General features: G+C 53.3%; 24 protein-coding genes. 18 read left to right on the top strand and 6 right to left on the bottom strand.

What is annotated here, in order from left to right; translation table 11 throughout:
* Window positions 1-154: 154 nt before the first annotated feature.
* The 10 genes from ACK3CJ_RS17770 to ACK3CJ_RS17725 all read left to right on the top strand — a co-directional run bounded on the left by ACK3CJ_RS17770 (window position 155) and on the right by ACK3CJ_RS17725 (window position 11,241).
* Window positions 155-1,261 carry a putative 2-aminoethylphosphonate ABC transporter ATP-binding protein gene (locus ACK3CJ_RS17770; protein WP_409526615.1) on the top strand — a complete coding sequence of 369 codons (1,107 nt, stop codon included), beginning with the start codon at window positions 155-157 and terminating at the stop codon, window positions 1,259-1,261.
* Window position 1,262: 1 nt separating this feature from the next.
* Window positions 1,263-2,978, top strand: a complete 1,716-nt coding sequence (locus ACK3CJ_RS17765) for a putative 2-aminoethylphosphonate ABC transporter permease subunit (RefSeq protein WP_409523546.1) — start codon at window positions 1,263-1,265, stop codon at window positions 2,976-2,978.
* A 79-nt stretch (window positions 2,979-3,057) separates the two neighbouring features.
* The gene (locus ACK3CJ_RS17760; protein WP_409523545.1) at window positions 3,058-4,212 is read left to right on the top strand and encodes a 2-aminoethylphosphonate--pyruvate transaminase; all 1,155 of its coding nucleotides are present in this window, start codon (window positions 3,058-3,060) and stop codon (window positions 4,210-4,212) included.
* Entirely contained in the window at window positions 4,205-5,032 is an 828-nt protein-coding gene (gene phnX / locus ACK3CJ_RS17755; protein ID WP_409523544.1) for a phosphonoacetaldehyde hydrolase, read from the top strand. The genes ACK3CJ_RS17760 and phnX overlap by 8 nt, the downstream gene beginning before the upstream one ends.
* On the top strand, window positions 5,029-5,925 hold the full coding sequence (locus ACK3CJ_RS17750; protein WP_409523543.1) for a drug/metabolite transporter: 897 nt from the start codon (window positions 5,029-5,031) through the stop codon (window positions 5,923-5,925). The genes phnX and ACK3CJ_RS17750 overlap by 4 nt, the downstream gene beginning before the upstream one ends.
* Before the next feature lie 14 nt (window positions 5,926-5,939).
* Window positions 5,940-6,659: an HAD family hydrolase gene (locus ACK3CJ_RS17745; protein WP_409523542.1), complete on the top strand. Its 720-nt coding sequence runs from the start codon at window positions 5,940-5,942 to the stop codon at window positions 6,657-6,659.
* Window positions 6,660-6,796: 137 nt separating this feature from the next.
* The gene (locus ACK3CJ_RS17740) at window positions 6,797-7,387 is read left to right on the top strand and encodes a PAS domain S-box protein (protein WP_409523541.1); all 591 of its coding nucleotides are present in this window, start codon (window positions 6,797-6,799) and stop codon (window positions 7,385-7,387) included.
* A complete protein-coding gene (locus ACK3CJ_RS17735; RefSeq protein WP_409523540.1) occupies window positions 7,377-9,926 on the top strand; it encodes a chemotaxis protein CheB in 2,550 nt (849 codons plus the stop codon). The genes ACK3CJ_RS17740 and ACK3CJ_RS17735 overlap by 11 nt, the downstream gene beginning before the upstream one ends.
* A 5-nt stretch (window positions 9,927-9,931) precedes the next feature.
* Window positions 9,932-10,282 carry a DUF1569 domain-containing protein gene (locus ACK3CJ_RS17730; protein ID WP_409523539.1) on the top strand — a complete coding sequence of 117 codons (351 nt, stop codon included), beginning with the start codon at window positions 9,932-9,934 and terminating at the stop codon, window positions 10,280-10,282.
* Window positions 10,283-10,638: 356 nt separating this feature from the next.
* Entirely contained in the window at window positions 10,639-11,241 is a 603-nt protein-coding gene (locus ACK3CJ_RS17725; RefSeq protein WP_409523538.1) for a hypothetical protein, read from the top strand.
* Between the two features lie 79 nt (window positions 11,242-11,320).
* On the opposite strand, the gene ACK3CJ_RS17720 is transcribed toward ACK3CJ_RS17725, so the two are convergent.
* On the bottom strand, window positions 11,321-12,289 hold the full coding sequence (locus ACK3CJ_RS17720) for a nucleoside recognition domain-containing protein (protein WP_409523537.1): 969 nt from the start codon (window positions 12,287-12,289) through the stop codon (window positions 11,321-11,323).
* Between the two features lie 117 nt (window positions 12,290-12,406).
* On the opposite strand from ACK3CJ_RS17720, the gene ACK3CJ_RS17715 reads away from it, so the two are divergent.
* The 3 genes from ACK3CJ_RS17715 to ACK3CJ_RS17705 all read left to right on the top strand — a co-directional run bounded on the left by ACK3CJ_RS17715 (window position 12,407) and on the right by ACK3CJ_RS17705 (window position 13,784).
* A complete protein-coding gene (locus tag ACK3CJ_RS17715; protein ID WP_409523536.1) occupies window positions 12,407-12,874 on the top strand; it encodes an Lrp/AsnC family transcriptional regulator in 468 nt (155 codons plus the stop codon).
* Between the two features lie 38 nt (window positions 12,875-12,912).
* The gene (locus ACK3CJ_RS17710) at window positions 12,913-13,296 is read left to right on the top strand and encodes an HAD family hydrolase (protein ID WP_409523535.1); all 384 of its coding nucleotides are present in this window, start codon (window positions 12,913-12,915) and stop codon (window positions 13,294-13,296) included.
* A 98-nt stretch (window positions 13,297-13,394) separates the two neighbouring features.
* Complete coding sequence (locus tag ACK3CJ_RS17705; protein WP_151702780.1) at window positions 13,395-13,784, top strand: DUF3461 family protein; 390 nt, start codon at window positions 13,395-13,397, stop codon at window positions 13,782-13,784.
* Between the two features lie 68 nt (window positions 13,785-13,852).
* On the opposite strand, the gene ACK3CJ_RS17700 is transcribed toward ACK3CJ_RS17705, so the two are convergent.
* Window positions 13,853-14,371, bottom strand: a complete 519-nt coding sequence (locus tag ACK3CJ_RS17700; protein ID WP_409523534.1) for a disulfide bond formation protein B — start codon at window positions 14,369-14,371, stop codon at window positions 13,853-13,855.
* Window positions 14,372-14,546: 175 nt separating this feature from the next.
* Entirely contained in the window at window positions 14,547-16,292 is a 1,746-nt protein-coding gene (locus tag ACK3CJ_RS17695) for a lysophospholipid acyltransferase family protein (RefSeq protein ID WP_409523533.1), read from the bottom strand.
* A gap of 192 nt (window positions 16,293-16,484) precedes the next feature.
* On the opposite strand from ACK3CJ_RS17695, the gene ACK3CJ_RS17690 reads away from it, so the two are divergent.
* Complete coding sequence (locus tag ACK3CJ_RS17690) at window positions 16,485-17,810, top strand: PP2C family protein-serine/threonine phosphatase (protein ID WP_409523532.1); 1,326 nt, start codon at window positions 16,485-16,487, stop codon at window positions 17,808-17,810.
* Window positions 17,811-17,813: 3 nt separating this feature from the next.
* Window positions 17,814-18,317: an STAS domain-containing protein gene (locus ACK3CJ_RS17685; RefSeq protein ID WP_409523531.1), complete on the top strand. Its 504-nt coding sequence runs from the start codon at window positions 17,814-17,816 to the stop codon at window positions 18,315-18,317.
* A gap of 66 nt (window positions 18,318-18,383) precedes the next feature.
* Here the strand turns inward: ACK3CJ_RS17685 and ACK3CJ_RS17680 are convergent, their stop codons facing one another.
* Window positions 18,384-19,316 carry a LysR family transcriptional regulator gene (locus ACK3CJ_RS17680; RefSeq protein ID WP_409523530.1) on the bottom strand — a complete coding sequence of 311 codons (933 nt, stop codon included), beginning with the start codon at window positions 19,314-19,316 and terminating at the stop codon, window positions 18,384-18,386.
* A 123-nt stretch (window positions 19,317-19,439) separates the two neighbouring features.
* Here ACK3CJ_RS17680 and ACK3CJ_RS17675 point away from each other — a divergent pair, with 123 nt between their 5' ends.
* The gene (locus ACK3CJ_RS17675) at window positions 19,440-20,336 is read left to right on the top strand and encodes a DMT family transporter (protein WP_409523529.1); all 897 of its coding nucleotides are present in this window, start codon (window positions 19,440-19,442) and stop codon (window positions 20,334-20,336) included.
* A gap of 72 nt (window positions 20,337-20,408) precedes the next feature.
* On the opposite strand, the gene ACK3CJ_RS17670 is transcribed toward ACK3CJ_RS17675, so the two are convergent.
* Together ACK3CJ_RS17670 and ACK3CJ_RS17665 are read right to left on the bottom strand one after the other, a co-directional pair.
* On the bottom strand, window positions 20,409-21,170 hold the full coding sequence (locus ACK3CJ_RS17670; protein WP_409523528.1) for an ABC transporter permease: 762 nt from the start codon (window positions 21,168-21,170) through the stop codon (window positions 20,409-20,411).
* Complete coding sequence (locus tag ACK3CJ_RS17665) at window positions 21,167-22,093, bottom strand: ABC transporter ATP-binding protein (RefSeq protein ID WP_409523527.1); 927 nt, start codon at window positions 22,091-22,093, stop codon at window positions 21,167-21,169. Before ACK3CJ_RS17665 ends, ACK3CJ_RS17670 begins: the two co-directional genes overlap by 4 nt.
* A gap of 214 nt (window positions 22,094-22,307) precedes the next feature.
* Between ACK3CJ_RS17665 and ACK3CJ_RS17660 the strand changes: the two genes are divergently transcribed.
* Window positions 22,308-23,207: a LysR substrate-binding domain-containing protein gene (locus tag ACK3CJ_RS17660; protein WP_409523526.1), complete on the top strand. Its 900-nt coding sequence runs from the start codon at window positions 22,308-22,310 to the stop codon at window positions 23,205-23,207.
* 180 nt (window positions 23,208-23,387) lie between these two features.
* Entirely contained in the window at window positions 23,388-24,830 is a 1,443-nt protein-coding gene (hglS, locus tag ACK3CJ_RS17655; protein ID WP_409523525.1) for a 2-oxoadipate dioxygenase/decarboxylase HglS, read from the top strand.
* Window positions 24,831-25,041: the final 211 nt, after the last annotated feature.

The following is a 25,041-nucleotide window of genomic DNA, read 5'->3' as shown; positions in this document are numbered from 1 at the left end:
CACATCGCACTGACTCCACTGCGGTAGGCTTCTTGCCTGCCGCTTTCCGTTTGATGATTGATCAGCCATCTGCTCAGGGAAGGCGGTGGTGTTATCAGCCTTGCAGGTTACATCCATGAATCTATCCAATCGTACTCTGGCTGAGGAGCGCGCGATGGCACATGCCGATGCTTGTCAGTCTGCCCCCGAGTGTCTGCGCATTGAGGGCCTTTCCAAAACTTTCGGTCACTTCACAGCGCTGGAGTCGATCGACCTGTCGATCCGCGAAGGTGAGTTTGTCTGCTTTCTGGGACCATCCGGTTGCGGTAAGACCACACTACTGCGTGCTATCGCAGGTCTGGAGCTGCAAAGCCGTGGTCGCATTATCCAGCAGGGGAGAGATATCTCCTGGTTACCGCCTCAGGAGCGGGATTTCGGTATCGTATTTCAATCTTACGCGCTCTTTCCCAATCTCAGCGTGAAAGACAATATCGCGTATGGTCTGCGCAACCAGCGTCGTCAGCGCCAGAAAATTCAGCAGCGGGTAGATGAGCTGCTGGCGCTGATCGATCTGCAGGGATCTGGCGACAAGTATCCGGCGCAACTCTCCGGTGGTCAGCAACAGCGTGTTGCCCTGGCGCGTGCACTGGCGACGGAACCGGGCCTGTTGCTGCTGGATGAACCTCTGTCAGCATTGGATGCTCGTGTGCGTCTGCATCTGCGTCAGCAGATCAAGGCGTTGCAGCAGCGTTTGGGTGTGACCACCATCATGGTGACGCATGATCAGGAGGAGGCGCTGACCATGGCCGATCGCGTGGTCGTAATGAATCATGGCAGTATCGAGCAGATAGGCACGCCGCAGGAGATCTATCGCGAGCCGGTCAGCCCTTTTGTTGCCTCATTTGTTGGCAGTATGAATCTGCTGAAGGCGAATGTTGAAGGTCGTCAATCGGTACGCCTGGGCAAGCAGTTACTGAGCTGTCAATTACATGATCTGGCAGATCGATCGACAGCATTGCTGGCGATCCGTCCGGAAGAGATCAAGTTGCTGACACCGACAGATGCGGCGTTGGAGCAGGATCTGATCACGGCTGAGGTCAAATATGTCGAGTATCTGGGTGCTTGCCAGCGGTTACATTGTCAATTGGAGGGGGCACAGCAGCCGGTATTGGTAGATATCGGTCAGACTGCGCTGGATTCGGTGCAGGCCGAGCGGGGTTCGCGTGTCTATCTGCAGTTTCCGAGCTGCATGAACCGCATCTTTGCGCATGAGGGGCATTGAGATGCACGCAGCGACATCTTATCAAGAAGCTCCCAGTCGTCTACAGGGGATAAAAGGAGCGTTCAAAGGAGAGCGTGCGATCCGCCTGCTGGCGCTGTCGGCCGCACTGTTGTTGATGCTGCTCGGTCTGGCGCTACCGCTGATCACGATGCTGATGAAGAGCCTGCAGAACAGCGCTGGCGATTTTATCGGGCTGGCCAACTATAGGCACTATTTCGACACCCCGGCGTTGGCAGGATCGATTGTCAACTCGTTGAAGATTGCACTGATCAGCACATTGATCGTGGTGGGTCTGGCTTTTGTCAGTGCCTATGGCCTGACGCGTACCTGCATGCCGGGTAAAAAGCTATTTCGCATGATCACGCTGCTGCCGATTCTGGCTCCTTCTCTGCTCCCAGCGATCAGTCTGGTGTATATGTTTGGCAATCAGGGCTATCTGAAAGGCCTGCTGCAGGACAGTAGCATCTACGGCCCAATCGGGATCGTGCTGGGGATGTGCTTCTGGGTCTTTCCCCATGCCCTGATGATTCTGGTCACGGCCCTGTCGACCAGTGATGCGCGCATGTATGAAGCGGCGCGGGCAATGAAAACGCCACAGTGGAGGACCTTTCTTACCATCACCCTGCCGGGTATCCGCTATGGCCTGATCTCCTGTGCATTTGTGGTGTTTACGCTGACGATCACCGACTTTGGGGTTCCCAAAGTGATTGGCGGTCAGTACAACCTGCTCGCGACCGATATCTATAAGCAGGTGGTGGGGCAACAGAATTTCCAAATGGGTGCAGTGGTCAGTGTGATTCTGCTGCTGCCCGCACTCTTTACCTTTATTGCTGATCGTTGGGTGCAGCGTCGTCAGACGGCACAGCTCTCATCCCGTGCAGTACCCTACCAGCCATCTCCCAGCCCGCTGCGTGACTGGCTGCTGGCGCTCTTCTGCTATGCCATTGCAGGCTTGATACTGCTGGTGATCGGCACCGCGGTGTATGCATCGTTTATTCAGTTCTGGCCATACAGTCTTAATTTCACGCTACGTCACTATCAATTTGATGGGCTGGGTGGCAGTGGCTGGGAGTCCTGGTTTAACTCATTGAAGTTGGCTTTCAGCGTTGCTGTGATCGGTACGCTGGTGATATTTACCAATGCCTGGCTGGTGGAGAAAAGTCGGGATTTCGGCTGGTTGCGCCAACTGGTGCATCTGTTTGCAATACTGCCGATGGCGGTGCCGGGTATGGTGCTGGGCCTTGCTTATATCTTCTTCTTCAACCATCCGGACAACCCGTTGAATGTGATCTATGGCACCCTGGCAATCATGGTGCTGAACACGCTGATTCATTTTTACACTGTATGCCATCTGACCTCAATGACAGCTTTGAAGCAGTTGGACCCAGAGTTTGAGTCGGTCGGAGCCTCGCTTAAGGTGCCGTTCTGGACTACCTATACCCGCGTGACTTTGCCGGTGTCCTTGCCGGCAGTGCTGGATATCTCGGTCTATCTGTTCGTCAATGCGATGACAACGGTGTCTGCCGTGATCTTCCTTTATGGACCGGACACCCGGCTGGCATCGGTATCGGTGCTGCATCTCGATGAAGCGGGCTATTTTGCCAGTGCGGCAGCGATGGCCGTGCTTATTCTGCTGACTTCATTAGTGGTGAAGATATTGCACGCTGGCTTGAGCTGGTTGCTGTTGCGAAAGGCACAGTCCTGGCGACAGCGCTGACGTTAAAGGGCAGGCGCTCCAGTGGTGTCTGCCCTGATCAGACTAAAAAAATTTAACTCAATAATCTGGTATATACCAAATGAAACAAGTACCCTATTTATTGACTCCAGGACCCCTGACAACCAGTGCGACAGTCAAGGCTGCCATGCAGCAGGATTGGGGTTCCTGGGATGGGGATTTCAACCGATTGACGACTGGCATCTGTGAGCGGCTGCTGCAGGTGGCGGGTGTGGCTGAAGGTGAAGGCGAACCCTATGCTTGTGTGCCGATTCAGGGCAGCGGAACATTTGCCGTCGAGGCGGTACTGGATACGTTGCTGACGTCCGACAGTAAAACGCTGGTGCTGATCAATGGGGCCTATGGACAGCGTCTGGCTCGGATGCTGGCACGTCGTGGTCTGGCTCATGTTGTTATCGACAAGGGAGACTATGCGCCACCTCTGCCCGATGAAGTGGAAGCAGCGCTGATAGCTGATCCTGGCATCACACATGTGGCATTGATCCATTGTGAAACCAGCTCCGGTATCCTCAATCCGCTGGAAGCGATTGCAGCTGTTGTGAGTCGCCTGGGGCGGTTGCTGATTGTGGATTCGATGAGCGCTTTCGGTGCGCTGCCGGTGAATCTGCGCGAATTGAATATTGCAGCGCTGATCTCCTCCGCCAATAAATGCTTTGAAGGCGTGCCTGGGTTTGGCTTCGCCTTGATCCGTCAGAATCTGCTGGAGCAAGCAGCCGGAAATGCGCTGTCGCTGTCGCTGGATCTGCATGATCAATGGCAGTACCTTAAAAAGACCGGACAGTGGCGTTTCACCCCTCCGACGCATGTGGTCGCAGCCTTTGCGCAGGCGCTCCAGGAGCATGAGCAGGAGGGCGGTGTAGCAGGGCGGTTGGCGCGTTATAGCCGTAATCGGGATAGGTTGGTGGCTGGCATGCAGGCGATGGGGTTTTCAACATTGCTGGAGCCACAATGGCTGTCACCGATTATTGTGACCTTTCTGTCGCCGCAACATCCCGAATTCGAATTCATGCGTTTTTATGATGAGGTCAAACAGCGGGGATTTCTGCTTTATCCCGGTAAGCTGACAGAGGTGGACAGCTTTCGCATCGGTTGCATCGGACAGTTGTTTGATGAGCAGATTGATGCTGTGCTGAATGCGATTCGTGAGGCGTGTGAGGTGATGGGGGTGGAGATGATGGGTGTAGCGACGAAACCCAGTGAGGCCAATCATGTATAAGTTTCAGCGCCGATACACTGGCCCGATTCAGGCTGTCATCATGGATATGGCCGGCACCTGTATGGATTTCGGCTCGATGGCACCAATCCGTGCTTTTCAGGCGCTCTTTGCCGATGCAGGAGTACCGGTGACAGAGGCAGAAGCGCGTCGCCCGATGGGGATGGAAAAGCGGGACCATATTCTGGCGCTGTTGGCCGAACCCCGAGTGCATCAGGCCTGGCTGGCGCAATATGGCGAGGTGGCCAGCGTGACGCAGGTGGATCAGTTGTATAGTGATTTCGTTGTTCATCAACAGCGGGCGATTGCCGAAACATCTGATCTGATACAGGGTGTCACGACGCTGCTTGATTTCTGTGCCGAGCAGCAGATAGGTGTTGGCCTCAACACCGGCTATAGTCGTGAGATGATTGAAGAGCTGCTGCCATTACTGGCTGAGCAGGGGCTGACGCCTCGATCACTGGTCAGTGCAAGTGATGTTCCTATCGGTCGGCCGAGCCCCTGGATGTGTCTGCAAAATGCGCAGGACCTGGGTGTCAGTTGTGTTCAAGCCTGTATCAAGGTGGATGATACCGCCGTCGGGATTGAAGAGGGATTGAATGCAGGGATGTGGACGGTTGCTGTGGCGGTGTCCGGGAATCAGACGGGGCTTACGCTGGCACAGTGGCAAGCGCTGACATCTGACGAGCAGACAAGGTTATCAGCCAAGGCGCGACAGGCGTTGGCGTGCAGTGGTGCCCACTACGTGATCGACACAGTGGCGCAGTTGCCAGAAGTGATTCTGGAGATCAACCGTCGTCTGGCGATGGAAGAGAATCCTTGAGTACCCTGGCCCTGACGTTAGTGCTGATATCCGCCGCAATGCATGCTGGCTGGAATCTGCTGGGGAAGCGTCAGGCGCCATCACTGGCGTTTTTTACGCTGGCAATGCTGGCGGGAGGATTGCTGTTGTCGCCGCTGCTATTGCTGGATCTGCGGTTTATGCAGCTGTCTGCCAGTTTCTGGTGGATCTGGCTGGCATCGGGTCTTTGTCAGGCGGTTTATATGGCCGGACTGGCCTGGGCTTATGCCCGGGGTGAGATCAGTGTCCTCTATCCTCTGGCACGTGCATTGCCGGTACTGTTGGTGCCGGCCTTCAGCCTGATACTGCTCGACAGACTCAATATCAGTACCCAGGACTGGATTGGCATGGCACTGATCCTGCTGGCCAGCCTGCTGTTGCCGTTGATACGACTGCGTGATTTTCGGCCGTCGGTGTATCTGACCCCAGCGCTGGGATTCATTCTGCTGGCGGCGCTTGGAACAGTGGGTTACTCACTGCTGGATAAGGCGGCGATTGATCTGATGACAGATAGAGGCCAGTCAGCCGTGCTGGCCGGTACCCACTACATGATCCTGCAGGCCTGGGCCTCGTTGATCTGGATGCTGCCGATGGTGTGGTTGATTCCACAGGAGCGTCTTGTACTGCGACAACTGCTATCGAGCAGTCCTATCCCGTTTACTATCGCTGGCATCATGGTGCTCTTCACCTATGGCCTGGTGCTGGTGGCGATGGCCTTTACCACCGAGGTGAGTTATCTGGTGGCGCTGAGGCAGGCGTCCATTCCGATCGGAGCCTTGCTGGGTATCGTCTGGCTCAAAGAAACAACCTCTCCACTGAAGTGGGGAGCACTGACAATAATGTTACTGGGGCTACTGCTGGTTGCCCTGAACTGAAGAGACTCTACACCATGACCTGGAACGCCAATCTGGCCATTTTCGATCTTGATCATACCCTGCTTGCAGCAGACAGCTCCGAAAGTTGGGCTGCAGAGATGCAGCGTCTGGGCTGGATCAAGGATAACGATTTCTGGACACGCCATCGTCAGATGATGGATGCCTATAATCATGCCGACCTGGATATGGAAGCTTATCTGGCATTGAATCTGTCCCCCCTGATCGGTCGTCAGATCACTCAGGTTGAGCAGGCGGCACGTGCATTTGTACGTGATGAGTTGCTGCCACTGATCTACCCTGAGGCCAGAGAACTGGTCGAATCGCATCGCGCGGCGGGCGATCATTTGCTGATGATCTCGGCGAGTGAGTCATTTCTGGTCGCGCCGATTGCTCAGGCACTGCACTTCGATGGAGTGATCGGTATCGATGTCGAGCTGGAACATGGCTGTCTGACCGGTAGACCGCAGCTGCCGCTGAGTTATCAGGCTGGCAAGATTACTCATCTGCAGGCTTACCTGTCCCGGCAGGCAATGAGACCGGGCAAAACCTGGTTTTACAGTGATTCGCACAATGACTTACCGCTGTTGCTTAAAGTGGATGAACCGCGTCCAACCAATCCTAATCCGCGCCTGTTGCAGGAATCAATGAGTCGGGGATGGTCCTGTCTGCAACTGCAGCCACTGATAAAAGACACAACCCTTGATCTGGATAGGCATATCACACAAGTGTTATGAGCTAGTATGCGAATGGCTGCGCTGAGGTTGTTGGCTGGAAAGGCGTGATCTGCTTGCTGGAAATCAACAAACTATTTCAGCGGGGATAAGCTACTATGCTATGTCAACCAATTCTCGAGAATGCACACGGGGTTTTTATGTCTGTAAGCGCTGATGAGTTCCATATCTTGACTGAGCTGCGAAACAAAGCAGAACAACAGTTGCAGGCAGGCACCTCACGGACTGGTCCGCAGTGGTCGCTGGGAGTTGATGCCCTGCAGATGTTATACCGCATGTCCAGTGATCCCGGCAGAGCGGAAGATGCGTTAAAACTGCTCCATGAATTGCAGGTTCACCAGGTTGAGCTTGACCTGCAGAACGAAGAAATGGCGATGAATGAGCGCGATTTGGCCGAGGATTTATCCCTATATCGAGAACTTTATGATTCCGCCCCGTTAAGCTATTTTGTTGTTGATCTCACGGGTAAAGTCATACAGGGAAATGATGGCGCAGCCGAGCTTCTTAGTCTTGAGCGTGACGAGTTAACAGGGCAGGACCTTAATACCTTCTTGCTTGCACAAAGTCGGCCCTTGTTGCTCGATTTGTTAAAACGCGTGGCGCATAGCGGCAACAAAGATTCCTGTATCGCAGAGCTGGTTAAGGATAAAAACGGATCGCGTGATCTACGGTTTATGGCATCAACCTGTTCAAGACGTGAACATCTGCTGTTAGCTTGCTGTGAGTGCTGAGGTCACGCGTATTGTAGGTCTTGGTGCATCCGCCGGTGGTTTAGCGCCGCTGGAAGCGTTTCTTGCCGGAATCCCGCCTAAAAGTAATATGGCCTATGTGGTGGTGCAGCACCTGGATCCCAACCATAAGGCGTTGTTGGCTGAATTGCTGCAGCGTGTCACCCCCTTGCCAGTGTGTGAAGCAACCCAGGGCATGTCCATCAAGCCCAACTGCGTGTATGTGATCCCGCCGAATACCGAGCTGAGTGTGGTTGACGGTTCGCTGCACCTCGCCAAGCCGGTAGAGCCCAGAGGTTTGCGTTTACCCATCAATGTGCTGTTTTCGTCCCTAGCCAGTGCTCAGGGGGAACATGCCATCGGAGTTGTGTTATCTGGCATGGGTTCTGATGGCACCCTGGGCCTGCAAGCAATCAAGATTGTTGGTGGCTTAACTGCTGTGCAGCAGCCCGATACAGCGCAGTACGATGCCATGCCGCAAAGTGCCATCGCCGCAGACTGTGTTGATATCCTTGCCCCTCCCGGTGATTTGCCCGTCCGTATCCTGTCCTGTCTTGCCCAGAAACCGGATCAAGGCACCCCGGAAGTGCATTCGGTGGAGCCAGAGGTGACGTCAACACCCTTGCAGCGAATTCTGCGCCTGTTACAAGAGCGAACCCGCCATGATTTTTCGCTCTACAAACCCAGCACACTGCACCGTCGCATGGAGCGGCGCATGGTGATCCACGAAATTGCCACTTTGGCTCTGTATGCGGATTTTCTGGGGAACAACCCCCAGGAGATCGACCTGCTGTTCAAAGAGGTACTGATTGGGGTGACCCGTTTTTTCCGTGATACAGCGGTTTGGCAGCATCTGGCGGAAACCACTCTGGCAGAACTGCTGGCACGAGAGCCCAGAGTGCCCAACCTGCGTGCCTGGGTGGTTGGTTGCTCAACCGGTGAAGAGGCCTACTCCTTGGCCATCATTTTCACCGAGGTGCTAGAAAATCTGCCGAAGCCTCATGGTTTTACGCTGCAGATTTTTGCCTCTGACCTGAGCCCGGATGCCATCGCCACTGCCAGACGCGGTTATTACCCTGCGGAAATCAGCAGCAGCGTTTCGGCGGAGCGTCTGGCACATTTTTTCAGCCCCCGTAACGAGGGCTACCAGATTAATAGCGATATCCGCGACCTGGTGTTATTCGCCCAGCAGGATGTGGTGCTTGATCCGCCCTTTACCCGCCTTGATCTAATCTCCTGTCGCAACCTGCTGATCTATTTTGATCCCAGCCTGCAGCGCAAACTCATTCCGCTGTTTCATTACAGCCTGCGAGACGGGGGAATACTGCTACTGGGAAGTTCAGAAACGGTCGGGCGTTATACTCAGTTGTTTGCCCCCATTGAATCAAAACTGCGGCTTTATCGACGCCAGAACAAGGTTCAGAGCGACGACATCCGGTTGCCGGTCAAATCCTTTCCACCCCTGTCACGGATATCCAAGGAGCTTCCTGTGCCCCCAAGTTATTCCCCCCCACCAATAAAGGATAACCTGCAAACGGCAGCCGATCAGGTACTACTGCAGGTTTATGCACCCGCCGCCGTGGTTGTTAACGACGAGGGAGATATTGTTTATATCAGCGGGCGCACAGGAAAATACCTGGAACCTGCTGCTGGCAAAGCCAATTGGAATTTTCACGCCATGGTTCGGGAAGGCCTGCGAACTCCCATCGGTAGTGCCCTGCGTCAGATCGGAGATCAAAGTGAACCCTTACAACTGCAAACCCTGCAGGTGCAATTACCTGGTGGTACACAGAGTGTTGATGTCACTGTACAAGCGCTGCGAGAACCCACCGCCCTGCGTGGCATGAAGATGATTGTCTTCCGCGACATCGCGCCGCCTCAGTCCGCCCCAAAAAGCAAAAACCAATCAAAAACAGCCGCGCAGCAGACCCACACTGTAGAACTACAACAGTGTCAGGATGAAATTCAGGCTTTACAAGAGGAAAATCGCTCCTCCAGGGAGGAATTGCAGTCAGCCAACGAAGAGCTGCAATCGACCAATGAGGAATTGCAGTCAACCAATGAAGAGTTGACTACTTCCAAGGAAGAAATGCAGTCGATGAACGAGGAGCTGCAAACCATCAATTCAGAAATGCAGACCAAGCTGGATGATCTCGCCCTTGCTCAAAGTGATATGAGAAATCTGCTTAACAGCATCGAAATTGCCATTCTGTTTCTTGACCAGAATTTGAATCTCCGGCGCTTCACCGACCGGGCCTCAAAAATCATCAGCATTCGAGAAGGTGATATTGGTCGACCGCTGAGTGACCTCACCACCACTCTGCAGTATCCTGAACTGAACGACGATGCACGTAACACACTGAACACTCTGGCGTTTTCAGAGAAACAGATCACCACCACTGACAACCGCTGGTTTACCGTGCGAATCATGCCTTACTGCCGGTTGGATAACGTTATTGACGGCGTGGTGATCACCCTGCTGGATATCACCGCAACCAAAACCTTAGAGCACTCCCTGCGTGATGATTTGCAGCAAGAGTGAAGGTAATGCATATTCTGCTGCCACAGGCGATCGAGTACTCAATGACCGGGTATCCACTGACAAAGCCTCAAGTATTCCAAAGTACGGTTGGCGCGACCGCATTCACGGTACTCTCATGGTATGGGCGAATGACGCACGACTTGGACGAGCCCATCCCGGGTGCTCCGTTGCTTGGCGCAGCAAACGATGTGACAGCAGCAGTGAACCGCCTGAAGCAAGCTGTGCAGGCATTTGCGCACTGGATGGAGCTACTTCGTCCGCATTTTGCTTATGGTGAATTGAGCAAATCCGAGTATGAGTTAGCACATGCAATGCACCTTGCGAATCACTTCTCCGCTTTCCAGCAGAAGGTGTGAGTCCTCATGGAGTAAGCGACAGTGCGAGTCTTCTTTATTGCCATATTTGTGAGTGCTTTTCTTCTGGTTGGGTGTGCGAGCACAAAGGTCGAAGTGAGTGGTTTGCCGCTGAAATAACCGTTGTGTCGCGCTACGGATGCGCCAATCTCGGTGCTTGTCTACTGGACAACACAATGGTGCACTGATCAGAAGGAACCTCAGCGCACGCAACCATGCTATGCCGAATATGCCTTGGTGTCTGGCGGATTGCTGGCTTTGACAAATGGGTTGGGCTTTTTCGCTGTTCGTCATGTCGGTTCGGGATTCCTGTCGATGAGTTTTGCTTTCCCGGTGCTCGTTACCTGGCCATTGCGCTGATGATCGGGTTCGAGCGGTTGCGCTGGATGCGACTTTTTGGGGTCCTGCTCGGACTTTCTGGAGGCTTGTTGCTGGCAACTTCCAAGGCTTTTGCCAGCGATGTCGCATTGGTATTGGCTGCGCTGATACTTGTCATGCCGCTTTTTTTGGCCCTCGGTAATATCTATCGCACTCTGTGTTGGCCAGAAGGTGCAGAGCCGCTTTATCTGGCAGCGCTGATGATGAAAGTGGGAGCCATCGCTCTATTAGCTTTCGCCCTCACTACCGAACCAGGACAACTGCCAGTTTTGTTCGCCAGTACTTCCGTATTCAAATTGCTGGTGCTGGAGATCGCAGTTTTCTCGGTGCTTTATCTTGTTTTCTTCGTGCTTCAAAGAATCGCCGGGCCGGTGTACCTCAGCCAAATGGGAACGGTTGCCGCCGTAGTCGGAACGGTTATTTCCATCCTAGGCTTGGGTGAATCACCACCACCCAACTTTATCATTGCCTTTGCCCTGGTGGGCCTGGGCACTATTGCCTTTCATCTTTCAACATCGCGGTCGATGCCAATCGTCAAGCCGGCAGTTTCTCCCTGTCCACCAGGTGGGCAGTGGCGTGGCTAGCCAGTAACCAGGGGCGGTACCAGGGCTAATAACAGAGACCAAACCACCAGCAGCGTTCAGGTCTGGCTCCTGGGCCGGTTCATAGCTTCTCTACCCGGCTAAACCGGCGATCGAGAAAAGGCAAGGGCACCCGGGCCAGAATCCCGATCACCACAAAGGAAAATAATAAGCGCGCCCAGAGAATGGCGGACAAGTCGGCGCCCAACAGCATGATCAACAGCGTATCTTCAATCAGGCTGTGGCATAACCCGAGAAAACTGACTGCCAACAGCGCATCCCTGGGCGTGAGTTTGCCGTTTCTGGCTTCCTGGATTAACAATCCAGCACCAAAGCTTACCCCCAGCATCACACCAATGACGATGGTATTGGCGGCCTCGCGGCCAATGCCGAGCAGCCTCAATACCGGGAACAGCAATACATGCAACAAGCGTTCGACGCCAAACCGGCGCAGCAGCTTGAGCAAGGTGATCAACGCCAGAATGACGAAGAAAATGCCCACCAGGGTTTGCCCCTGAACCAGAGCCCAACCTGCCAGGCTGACTTCCTGATAGTCTGGCTGCCAAGCCAGTTCATTACTTTGCTGCAGCCAACCCCCGGCTTGATATACCCGATGCAGGATCCAGGCAAGCACCAGTGCACCTCCAACACGCAACAAGATGGTCAGCCACCAGGGCGCTCCTACTTTTTTGGCTACAGCGCCTTCCACGGGTATGGCATGGCCGACAATCATCAAGGTGCCCAGCACGCTCACCTGGGCCACGGTCAGAGTTTCTGTTCGGGCCACCTCGAAGAACAACACCATCCCGGTGTAGATATTGGTCAGCAAGGTTGCGGCCCAAACGATGCCCAAGGATTCAGGCAAACCCAGGCTCGACATCAAGGGTGCCAGCAAGGTGCCCAACCACTGGGTGAAACCGAGCAACTCCAGCGCTTTCACGATGATCAGGGTAGGTACCATGATCTTGAGCAGGGTCAAGTAGACTTGAGTTGTCTCTTTAAGGGTATTTTTTGCTGGAGTCTTCAATGCATGGAACAGCCGCGTCAACATGGTAATACTCGTGTGTCCTTATAGAGGCTCCATTTTATAGTGTGAGTGCGAAATAATTCTTTTGATTGCCCCCTTTTGGATAATAATATGCGCTTATCGCAGATTTCGAGAAATATTATGCACTTTGACCGTCTGGATCTTCGTATCCTGGATTGCCTGCAGAACGATAGCAGCCTGACCAACCATGAGTTGGCCAATCGGGTTGGGATATCCCCCTCCGCCAGCCTGAAGCGGGTACGCCGCCTTCGTGAAAACGGCGTCATCGAGCGGGAAGTCGTCTTGCTGGCCCCGGAGAAACTGTTCCCAACGCTGCATATGGTGGTTGAAGTGATCATGGAGCGTGACCACAAACCCCTTTATCAGGAGTTTATTCGAATAGCCGTGGCCGCGCCGGAGGTGAAACAGTGCTATCAGGTCACCGGGGAAGTCGACTTTGTATTAATCGTCATGGTGGCCGATATGAACGCCTATGATCAGTTTTGCGACCGCGTACTCTATAGCCACCCAAACATGAAGAAGTTTCGAACTCTGATCTCGCGCAAGCGGAATAAATTCGACACCAGCGTTACCCTACCAGCGGTCTGAGCCTATCGACATCCTCGGGCGAAGCAGCTCATCTGCTGATGATCTCGGCGAGTGAGTCATTTCTGGTCACGCCGATTGCTCAGACACTGCACTTCGATGGAGTGATCGATATCGATGTCGAGCTGGAACATGGCTGCCTGACCGGCAGGCCGCAGCTGCCTCTGAGTTATCAGGCTGGCAAGATTGCCCATCTGCAGGCTTACCTGTCTCGGCAGGCAATGAAGCCGGGCAAAACCTGGTTTTACAGTGACTCGCACAATGACTTGCCACTGTTGCTTAAGGTGGATGAGCCGCGTCCTACCAACCCTAATCCGCGCCTTCTGCAGGAATCAATGGATCGGGGGTGGTCCTGTCTGCAACTGCAGCCACTGATAAAAGACACAACCATTGATCTGGATAGGCATATCACACAAGTGATATGAGCTATACTAGACTCTTGTCTATACAGAGTGACATGCACAATAGTGTTCAAGAGTGTCGTAAGACCTGTTGTTATTACCGATAAGGGAGAAGGACCGCAATGGCTAAAGAGCAGTATGAGACATTGAAAGAGATGGGCATCGAGGATGTCTCTGAAATCGAGAAGTTTTCCTCTCGCATTGAAGGTGATATGGATATCCTGAAAATCTATTTTCACCGTGATCCGGGTGACTGGTTTGCGAAGAGCAAGAAGTTCAAGTTCAAGCGTCTGTACAAGAAAATCCGTGTTAATGAAGGGCTGGTCACTTACCGTGAAACCACCGAGTCCTCACCGCATTTTCTGCGTGCAATGGCCGAACTGGAACAGCTGATTGTTCAGGAAAGCACGACACGCGGCCGCAAGGAACTGCTTCTGGAAGAGATTGATCATCTGGAAAAAGTGGTTCAGCGCAAGATTACTGACCTGCGTCGCCAGATCGAAGAGCTCTGAGCCAAGGTTGAGTAATTAGCCTTTGCCAGGCGAGCGTCTGGGGCGGATCTGATCCGCCCCAGTGCATATCAGGCTTTAACTTGCGACTTGCCCAGCAACTGACTGATGGCAAAGAAGGGAACGAGCAGATAGCCGATTGTTGTCCAGACCGGCAGCGGGATACCCAGCACATCTGCAGCTGCAGCGCAGTCTGCTGACCCTTGCAGCATCTGCATGAGCGCTTGCCCCAATGGCATAAAGGAAAGTAGTGTCTCGACGTCCATGCCGCAACTGGCTGCTTCAGGATTCATCTTGATGTAAATATGACGCATCGCGATGCCGATACCCACCAGCGCTACGGCACTGAACAGTGCTACCAATGACCAGCGAGCTGCCCGTACGTTCGATAACAGCATCCCCAGCACTGCTACTCCGGCCAGCGCCACGAAAACCCCACGCTGTAACCAGCATAATGGACAGGGCTCCATGCCCATCACATATTCCAGAAAAAACGCGATGGCGAGAATGCCCAGTGATGCCAGCATGGCGATCAGCAGGCCATGACGATTTAGAAAGGGCCAGATGCCCCCTGTCGAATGTGAACTCAAGCTAGACTCCGGACAGTTTTCAGTTATATAAAGATGTGGATCTGACTGATATCAGGTTATGAAAGTTCCAGCCGGACCTGTCAGCTGCAGAAAATTTTGCAGTCGCTTCCGGAGATTATCGGTGGTGAGCGCAGTGCAGGCAAGTGCTGGCTGCAGGAGTTGCAGCCAGCATGTGTTATTTCAGATCTGACATGTAGCGCTGGCGTTTCTTATTCTTTATCTTATCTACCTCGACCAGCACCAGTCCATCGATGCAGTAACCGAAATCGGCATCCACACTGAAATCCAGAAACCTGACGCCACCCGGCTCGCATAGCTCAGTGTATTGTTTGTAAAGGGTTGGCACCGTCACACCATACAGATCCAGCCGCTCCTTCAGGGCGATGAAGTCGGTTTTTGCACACTCGTAGCCGAAGAGAATGTCGGCCTCAGCGATCCCGGCAGAAGTTGGTTGATAGGGGGCATTCGGCAGCACTCGTGCTGGAGTGTTGCCATACGCATTGTCCCCATATGTATTGTCTCCATAATAGTGACGATAATAGATCACCAACAGATCGCGTGCCTGCTGCGGCAGCTTGCTTGAGATAGACACGGGGCCGAGCATGTAGCGTATATCCGGTCGCGAGCGCAAATAGGCACCGATGCCATACCACAGATATTCCAGACTGCGTTTTCCCCAGTAACGTGGCTGAACAAAGCTGCGTCCCAGTTCAACCGACTGCCGCAGTATCTCCTGCATGGCTGGCTGATACTGAAACAGGCTGCTGGTGTAGAATTTCTCCATTCCGTTTTGCATCAACTTCTGTCCCTCGCCGATGCGGTAGGCGCCGACCAGCTCCATCGCCTCCTCATCCCAGAGCAGCAGATGCTGGTAATCGCGATCATAGGCATCCAGGTCAATACGCTGTCCAGTACCTTCACCCACGCGGCGGAAGGTCAATTCCCGCAGTCTGCCCAGTTCGCGCATCACGGCCGAGTCTGGCCGATAATCAAACAGGTAGATCTGCATGCCATCCTGAGTTTTACCAAGACACTCGGCAGATTTAAGCTCGCGCCTGAGCAGCAGTTTCTCTTCCGGGTGAGCGATCGGCTTTTCGGTGACAAACAGCGGTTTCTTTTTCTTCGGCAGGCGATAGACATGCTTACGCAGCAGCTTGACTTTGGTTTTCAGTGGCAGGTCGCTACCATCAAAACGTTCCAGCGGAATCATCTCACCCACGCGCACCGGCAGGTCTTCGGCATATTTCTTGAACATCTCATTGACCAGCATCAGGCCGCCCAATGGGCGGTAGATCAGGGATAATGAATAGAAGAGTGCCGAGTTTTTACTGCTCAGGTGGACCGGCAGTATCGGTGCATTGGTCTTGCGTGCAAAATGGACGAAGCCGCTCTGCCAGGGACCATCCTTGATGCCGGTTGGTCCGGCGCGGGACACTTCGCCGGCGGGGAAAATAATCACTGCTTCATCGCGCATCAGGCAGCGTGTTACTTCGCGCACAGTTCTGCGATAGCCGCTTTGGGTCAGATTGTCGACCGGAATCAACAGCGGGCGCAGGGGTTCAAACTGCCACAGCATATCATTGGCAATAATCCTGACATCGCGCCGTACTTCGCCAATCAGCTTCAGCAGCACCAGTCCGTCTAATGTGCCCAGTGGGTGATTGGCCACTATCACCACACGCCCCTCACTGGGAATGTTCTCTTTTTCACGTGCCGACACCAGATAGCTGACACGGAAGTTTTCCAGCACCTTGTCTGTGAACTCGAAAGCACCCAGACTCTGATGGGTGGTCAGAAACGCATTGACCTCAGACTCATGGAATAACTGACGCAGCAACTGAACGAAGGGTTGGCGAATAAGTGCAGGTTTGGTTTGCAGTGAAGGATATTTTTCGTCCACCAACTGTTCAATATTGAGCATGATTCACCCCTCTCATACAGACTGTATTCAGCCTAAGGGGCGTCTGTGAAAGCGGCATGACAGGCAGATGTCTGTTTGATGTCAGTACTTACTCGACTCAGAGACAGCTAAATGTTGCACTGCATTCGTCTGCTGACTATTGTTTATGGCAGGGTTGCTCAATTTTGGTGGCACTCATTCCGGGAAGTCAGCATGGCAGAAAATATTGATGTTCATCCAGAGGGTGATGCACTGCTGGTGTTTGCTGAAGAAACACCAGCCTTGGAGCGCGCAGAGGCTTACTGGAAAGTACTCATAGTAGATGATGAGCCAGAGGTTCATAAAGTGACCAGGGTGGTACTGCGTGATTTTCTGTTTCAGGGGCTGCATCTTGATTTTATCAGTGCCTACAGTGCCGGCGAGGCACGGGAGGTGTTGCAGAAGGAATCGGATATTGCACTGATTCTGCTTGATGTTGTGATGGAAACAGAAGATGCCGGGCTGCAGCTGGTTCGCCATATCAGAGACGAACTTAACAACAGTCGGGTCAGAATCATTCTGCGGACAGGGCAGCCGGGGCATGCTCCTGAGCAACAAGTTGTTCAGGAATATGATATCAATGACTATCGCTCCAAAACCGAGCTGACGGCACATCATCTGTTGACCACCGTTATTTCCTCTTTGCGCGCCTATACCGTGATTCGTGATCTGGATGCACTGAACTGCCGACTTGAATCTGAAGTGGAGGCGAGAACACGTGAACTGCAACTGGCGCATGACAAGCTGAAAACCTCACTTCAGGCCTTGGAGGAGGGGGAGCGTGCCGGTAAACGGGTGCAGTTCAAGTTACTGCCCGAGCGCCACAAACAGTTTGGAGACTACCACTTCAGCCACCGGCTCAAGCCCTCGGAGTTTATGAGTGGTGATTTTCTGGATTACTTTCGCATAGATGACGAGCGCGTCGGGTTCTATATCGCCGATGTGTCCGGACACGGCGTGGCATCCGCCTTTGTTACGGTGTATCTGAAGCGCTTTATGGGCACCAGTCTGTATGGTTTTCAGTGCAAACAGCATGAACGCATTACTGATCCGGCAGCTCTGCTCAGTGAGCTTAATCAGGAGTTGCTGCGTGAGCAGATGAGTAAATATATTGCACTTTTTTATGGCGTGCTGAACATTCGTGATCACACGATCTGCTACGCTAATGCTGGTGCTTATCCTTGGCCACTATTCTTTGATGAGCACAATCAGGCCGAGTTTATCGAGCTCAAGAGTACACCGGTCGGCATGTTCGACTTTTCCGATTATCAGAATCACACCAGGCAATTGCCATCCTCCTGTCGATTGCTGATGTTTTCCGATGGCGTGCTCGACCTGTTGCCGGGTGCTAATAATGATGACAAGCTGCGCAGACTGACCGGCAGCATCTGCACACCTGAGCGCTCGGTGGATGAGATCATCGAAAATCTCTCCATCCCGGATGATCAGGTATTGCCCGATGACCTGACCATACTCAAGATTGAGCGCAGGAGTGACTGAGCCATGCAGGATCAGATTTTTTTTACCCGCCATGAAGGCGTCTGCTATTTCAAACTCTGCGGTGAGTTGCGCTACACCCTTGCGAGCGGTCTGGATGATCTGATTGAACGGCTGTTCAAGCAGGATGAGATAGCCTGCTCACAGGTGGTGATTGATTTGAACGAAGCGAGCTTCATGGACAGTACGCATGTTGGTCTGCTGGCCAGCTTGGCGCGCCATTGTTTGTCCCGCGGCCTGCCGCGCCCGACACTGTTCAGCACTCATCCCGAAGTGAATGAACTACTGATTAACCTCAATCTGGATCAGGTGTTCGAACTGGTGGCACAGCCAACCGATCAACAGGTCACCTTTGCTGCTGTTGATGAGGCGGATCATACGGAGCTGGATAAAGCACGGATGATCCTGCGGGCGCATGAAGCTTTGCTGGATCTGAATGATGCTAATCGGGTGGCGTTTCAGCCGGTGGTGGATATGCTGCGCAAGGATGTCAGTGACAAAGAGGAGTGATGACTCCTGAGCTATAATCAGTAGAAGAGTACAGTAAAGAGTGCAACAAAGAGTACGGCAAAGAGTTCAGTGCGGGCTCAGCAGGCCCGACGCACGCGCCTGCTCATTCAGCCAACGGCGCAAAATTTGTATCCCCGGCTCCTGACGACGGCTGCTTTTATAAGCGACATAGAAGCGATCATGGGTTTTCATGATATGTGTCGGCAGCATCACCAGATCATGGTCTTCCGACGGGATATACATATAGTCATTAGTCAGCGCGATGCCCTGATGGTGCCGGGCAGCTTCCAGCGTCAACAACATATGGCTGAAATGCTGATAGCGCGTCGACTCGGGAAGGTGGGTGCCAGCCTCCTGAAACCAGCGTCGCCAATCCTCTCCCTTTTCTCCGAAAATACTGTAAGTCGACAGCAGCGGCAGGCGCTTAAGATGCTCAGCCGAGATGCTCTCCGGCTCCATGCTGCTGATGAGTCCCTGCTGCAGAAGATCGGCACACAAACGTTGCCAGAGCGTGCGGCTGCAGACAGGAAACAGGCGCTCGGAATAGATCAGATCGAATGTGAAACCACGCTGCTCATGCTGCAAAGTGATGAAACAGTCTGATATGCGATCCGACAACTGGGGCTCGGCACTCATCATCTCCAGCGTCAGGTTAAGCTGCGGATACTGGCGCTGTAGTCCCGGCAGGCGCGGAATCAGCCAGCGCACTGCAAAGGAACTGAACAGAGCCAGCCGCACCTGCATATCCTCATGTCCTTGTAACTGCTCACTGGCACGCTCTATTTGTGACAGAGCCGAAGCGATGGTTTCAAAGTAACTCTTGCCCTCTTCGGTCAGGCTCAGATAGCGCCCGTTGCGCACAAACAGCGCTTCGCCCAGATAATCCTCCAGCAAGCGAATCTGATGGCTTACGGCACTCTGGCTGATATGCAGCTCCTGTGCGGCACGCGAAAAGCTGTTCAGTCTGGCGACCGCCTCAAACACGGGCAGGGCTTTCAACGGAGGTAGTTTCATTATTCAAATAACTAATACTAAGATTAAAAATATCATTATACATGATACAAAGCGCTGTCTATAGTGATCACTTATCAGACCAATCGGTCAATTTTTTTGGAGGCGTAGATGTCAGGCAAGACAGTCACCAGTGCCATTATTCTGCTGATCATCGGCAACGCGCTGGCGGTATTTTCAGATGCGATTATCAAATGGCAAGGTGCCGATATTCCGGTATTCCAGTTCATCTTTATCCGTGCGCTCTGCACCCTGGGTTTTCTGCTGCCTTTTATTGGCAAGATTGATCGAGACAACCTGTTTGCCGGTAGCAAGGTACATCTGGTGCGCTCGCATCTGAGTCTGTTCGGCATTTACTGCATGATTATTGCGCTGAACACACTTCCTCTGGCGACGGCCAATGCGCTCTTCTATTGCGCACCCTTGCTGGTGATGGTTTTTTCGGTGGTGTTTTTCCGTGAAAAGCTGACCACGCTCTCCCTGGTAGCAGTGGTCAGCGGCTTTTTTGGCATCATCGTTATTCTCAGGCCGCTTGAGATCAATTGGGCCAGCCTCAGTGCACTGGGCGTGGCGCTTTCACTTGCCACGGGCGCTGTGCTGATCCGTAAGCTGCCGAAAAAACAGACACTGGTGCACAGCATGTTCATCAGCCATATCTATGTTCTGCCAGCCAGTCTGGCACTGGCGATCTGGGAAGGACATGCCTGGGTACCGGCTCTGTGGTTGACGGCAATAGGCTCTTCGCTGTTCATCATGGCCTACCATATGACCGTGTTGCTGGCGTATCGCCATGTGCCAGCCAATCAGGTCACCAGCGCTGAATACACGGGTCTGTTGTCAGCTCTGGCGGTCGGCTGGCTCTGGTTCCAGGAGTTGCCGGATATCTGGTTTATTGCAGGATCGGTGATGATTGTCGGGCCGCTGGTGCTGATCGGATTGCAGGAGCGTCGGCGTACCCGCATGCTGCTGCGACCGACCCCGGGAGCGAAGAGCTCCAGTGCTACCTGAGTGATCGTGCACAAAAAAGGCCGGCAATTTGCCCGGCCTTTTTTACGTTGGGTGTTCAGACCCAAACAGGATTTACACCTTCACTTTGTAGCCGGTTCTGAAGATCCAGCCGATGATGCCCACGCAGGTCAGCATGAACAACAGAATCATGCCCAGGCTCAGTCCGACATTGACATCCGCTACACCATAGAAACTCCAGCGGAAACCGCTGATCAGATACACCACGGGATTGAACAGAGTGATGGTCTGCCAGACGGGCGGCAGCATGCTGATGGAATAGAAGCTGCCCCCGAGAAAGGTCAGCGGCATGATCACCATCATCGGCACGATCTGCAGCTGTTCAAAGCTGTTTGCCATGACACCGATGATAAAGCCGAAAAGACTGAAGGTAATGGCAGTCAGAATCAAAAAGCCCAGCATCCAGAAGGGGTGCGCGATGGAGTAGTCGACAAAGATGCGTGCCGTGGCGAGTATGATCAAGCCCAGCAACAGCGACTTGGTGGCGGCTGCTCCCACATACCCCATCACGATTTCGATTGCCGATACAGGTGCTGACAGTATCTCGTAGATCGTGCCCGAGAATTTCGGCATATAGATACCGAAGGATGCATTGGAGGTGCTCTCGGTCAGCACCGTCAGCATGATCAGGCCCGGCACGATAAAGGCTCCATAGCTGATCCCGTCGATCGCTACCATGCGCGAGCCAATGGCCGAGCCGAAGACGATGAAGTAGAGCGATGTCGACAGAACAGGGGATGCGATGCTCTGCATCAGCGTACGCCAGGTGCGCGCCAGTTCGAAAAGATAGATCGCCTTGATAGCGTAGATGTTCATGCTGTTTCCTCCAGCAGGCCGACAAAGATATCTTCCAGTGAACTCTGAGTGGTGTGCAGATCGGTGAACTCGATCTCCAGATCCTCAAGCTTGCGCAGCAGATTGACGATCACCTTATGCTCACTGTCGGAGTCATAACTGAAAATCAACTGGTACTGATCCTCTGATAGCTGCAAGCTGTAATTATGCAGCTCTGCAGGGATTGTCGGCAGGGGGTGCTGCAGCTGCAGGGTCAGTTGCTTCTTACCCAGTTTCTGCATCAGGCTGTTTTTATCCTCCACCAGCACGATTTCACCCTTGTTGATCACTCCAATGCGGTCGGCCATATCCTCAGCCTCCTCAATATAGTGGGTGGTCAGAATGATGGTGACGCCACTGTCACGAAGGCGTCGGATCATCTGCCACATATCCCGGCGCAGCTCGACATCGACCCCGGCTGTCGGCTCATCCAGAAACAGTATGTCGGGTTGATGCGACAGTGCCTTGGCGATCAGTACGCGACGCTTCATACCGCCCGACAAAGTGATGATCTTGTTGTTGCGCTTGTCCCACAGGGATAGATCGCGCAGCAGTTGCTCAAGATACGCAGAGTCACGCGGTTTGCCGAACAGGCCGCGGCTGAAGGTGACGGTATCCCAGACGGTCTCGAAAATACTGACTGACAGCTCCTGAGGGACCAGACCAATGCGCTGGCGTGCCTGTCTGTAGTCTCTGACAATATCCATGCCATCGACCAACACTTGGCCTTCGCCCGGGTTGACGATACCGCAGATCACACTGATCAGCGTGGTCTTTCCGGCGCCGTTGGGACCGAGCAGCGCAAAAATTTCACCGCGCCTGATTTCCAGGTCGATATTTTTCAATGCCTGAAAGCCACCGGGGTAGATTTTGTTGAGCTGTTTAACCTGAATAATGGGTTGCATCTCTCCTCCATAAGTTGCATTTGAGCACGGGTGCTCAAAATTGGTGTTAAGTATACTGCCATGAGACCGCTGATTGATCATTTGTGCCAGTCATGCTAGAAAAACATGCTGACTTGGGGTTAATTGCCACACGAAAAATATCATAATAGCTGAGCACAACGGGGTGGGCTTGTTTGAGTCGGGCGGAAATTGATCAACAAGGATACGATTGCACATGACACGACCCATTTTGCCATCCACTACAGCCTTGCAGTGCTTTGAGGCGGTGGCTCGCCACCTCAGCTTCACCCGTGCGGCAGATGAGCTGTTTCTGACGCAGAGTGCGGTCAGCAAACAGGTGGCGCAGTTGGAGGAATTGCTGCAGCATCAGTTGTTCAGTCGCGCTCGGCGTCATCTTAAGCTGACGCCTGCCGGTGTGCTTTATCTTGCTGAGGTGAACCGGATATTGAATCAGGTCGAGAGTGCATCGCGTTATATCCTCTCCTACGGCAGTGAGACCCAGGTACTGAAGGTAGCGACTCAACCCACCTTTGGTGCACGCTGGCTGATTCCGCAGCTACAGGGGTTCAATGATCAGCATCCCAATATACATCTGGATATCCTGAATCAGCTGGATCCTTTTGATCTGCAGCAGGGTAAAGCGGATATTCTGTTCTTTTTTGGTCAGGGCAGTTGGCCGGGCGCGACCTGTATTGAATTGTTTGGTGAAGAGGTGGTGCCAGTCTGTGCTCCCGGGTTGAGCCTTGCCGAGAGCATCGAAGAGGCACTGCAAAATGAGAGCCTGACGCTACTTCAGTGTACGTCACGCCCAGAAGTTTGGCAGGAGTGGTTTCAGTATCAAGGTCTGCAGATGCAGCAGAGCTATCAGGGGCCGCGCTTTGAAACCTTCTACATGTGTATCTGTGCCGCTCAGGCTCGTCTTGGTGTGGCCATGGTGCCGCGCTACCTGGTTGCTCAGGAGCTGGAGGAGGGGAAACTCGTCATTCCCTGGGGGAATGCTATGCCCAGTAGTGGTGCACACTATCTGGCGTTTCCTGAAAATGCAGGTGAAGTCCCTAAAATAAAGAATTTTATCACCTGGATTTTAGCGCGTGACGGGGTTGGTCGACATTGAATGGAGAATCTATTTAAATCGTAGTTCATAACTTTATGGAATGATAAGTCCATTTTTTTTCGTTTGAACCTGGCTCTTCTAACTGGTTTCATAGCACCCTGTTGATCCGTGAGATCATGAAACCCTAACTATCGTCTGATGCATCTGTAAGTTGTGTCGGACATGAGCCAGAGATTCACCATGACTGTATCTTCTACTTCCAGTACCCAATCCTCCAACTCTGGATTCGTCAGTCCTGATCTGATCAGAGCGCGCTTTGCCAGTGCCATGTCGACTCTGTACAAGACTGAAGTGCCTCTTTATGGCGATCTGCTGGAGCTTGTTGCCGATGCCAATCGTGTTGCGCTGGAGCGAGCCCCTTCACTGACAGAAAGCCTGATCAGTACTGGAGAGTTGCCGCGCATTGATGCGGAACGCCATGGTGCGATACGTGTCGGAACAGCAGAAGAACTGGCCACTCTGCGTCGGTTGTTTGCTGTTATGGGGATGTATCCGGTCGGCTATTATGATCTTTCTACTGCCGGCGTTCCGGTTCATTCAACCGCTTTTCGCCCGGTGAATGAAACATCGTTACAGCAGAACCCCTTCCGTGTCTTCACATCACTCCTGCGTCTTGAGTTGATAGAGGATAGTGATCTGCGTGAGCTGGCAAGCGAGACACTCAAGCGCCGGCAGATTTTCACCCCAGGCGCGCTGGCGCTGATCGAGCAGTGTGAGCAGGCGGGTGGGCTGAGTGCGGAGGATGCCGAATGTTTCGTGTCTGAGGCACTGGAAACCTTCCGTTGGCACCAGCAGGCGACAGTGAGTGCCGAGCTGTATGAGCGTCTGAATCAGCAGCATCGCCTGATCGCAGATGTAGTGGCATTCAAGGGTCCTCATATCAATCACCTGACACCGAGAACGCTGGATATCGATAGTGTTCAAGCACATATGCCATCGCGTGGTATCAAGCCCAAGGCTGTCATTGAGGGACCACCATCACGTAAGTGTCCGATTTTGTTGCGCCAGACCAGCTTCAAAGCGCTGCAGGAGGAGGTCTCCTTTGTCGATGAAGAAGGGCGGTTGCAGGCAGGCAAGCACACGGCACGTTTTGGTGAAATTGAGCAGCGCGGTGCGGCGCTGACTGAAAAAGGCCGGGCTCTGTATGATCAGTTGCTGGCTCAGGTGCGTGATGTGATCGGTGGTGCGCCGCACGAAGGCAATGCCGATGAATATGCCGAAGTGCTGGCTTCGGTGTTTGCTGCCTTCCCCGATGATTATGAGATGCTGCGTCAGCAGGAGCTGGCCTGGTTTCGCTATAGTGTGACAGAGCTGGGGCTGGCCAATCGCGATAATATCGAAGCTTCAGATACATTGGACGGACTGATTCAGGTGGGCTATATCCGCTTCGATCCGTTGGTGTATGAAGATTTTTTGCCAGTCAGTGCTGCGGGAATTTTTCAGTCAAACCTGGGTGATGATCTGCGCGAAGAGTATCGTGCGCGCTCCAGTCAGGCTCAGTTCCAGCATGCACTCGGAAGCTCGGTACTGAATGAGTTGGAACTTTATCAGGATGCGCAGCAGAATTCATTGCAGGTGTGCGCCGAGCAGTTGGGGCTTGCTGAATTGTTTGTCGCGGCTTGAGCAAGGAAAGCTAGAGCTGAGCGGCATCGCTACAGAGCACCCGATCATGGGTGCCCTGTATGACTTCACCAACAATCCAAACCGCATATGAGAGGATGCATCACTGAAATGAGGTGGTGGCATAGCGATGTCCATGGCGACGCGTTACTACCTCCCCTGTCCGATACTATGAACCATGAAATTGATCAATTTATATTTGCCAAAGGGAGGG

It is taken from the genome of Nitrincola salilacus (genome assembly GCF_046271865.1).
In the GTDB taxonomy this organism is placed as follows: domain Bacteria; phylum Pseudomonadota; class Gammaproteobacteria; order Pseudomonadales; family Balneatricaceae; genus Nitrincola; species Nitrincola salilacus.
Note: the sequence above shows the minus strand (reverse complement) of the source record. Positions and strands in the feature narration are given on the sequence as shown.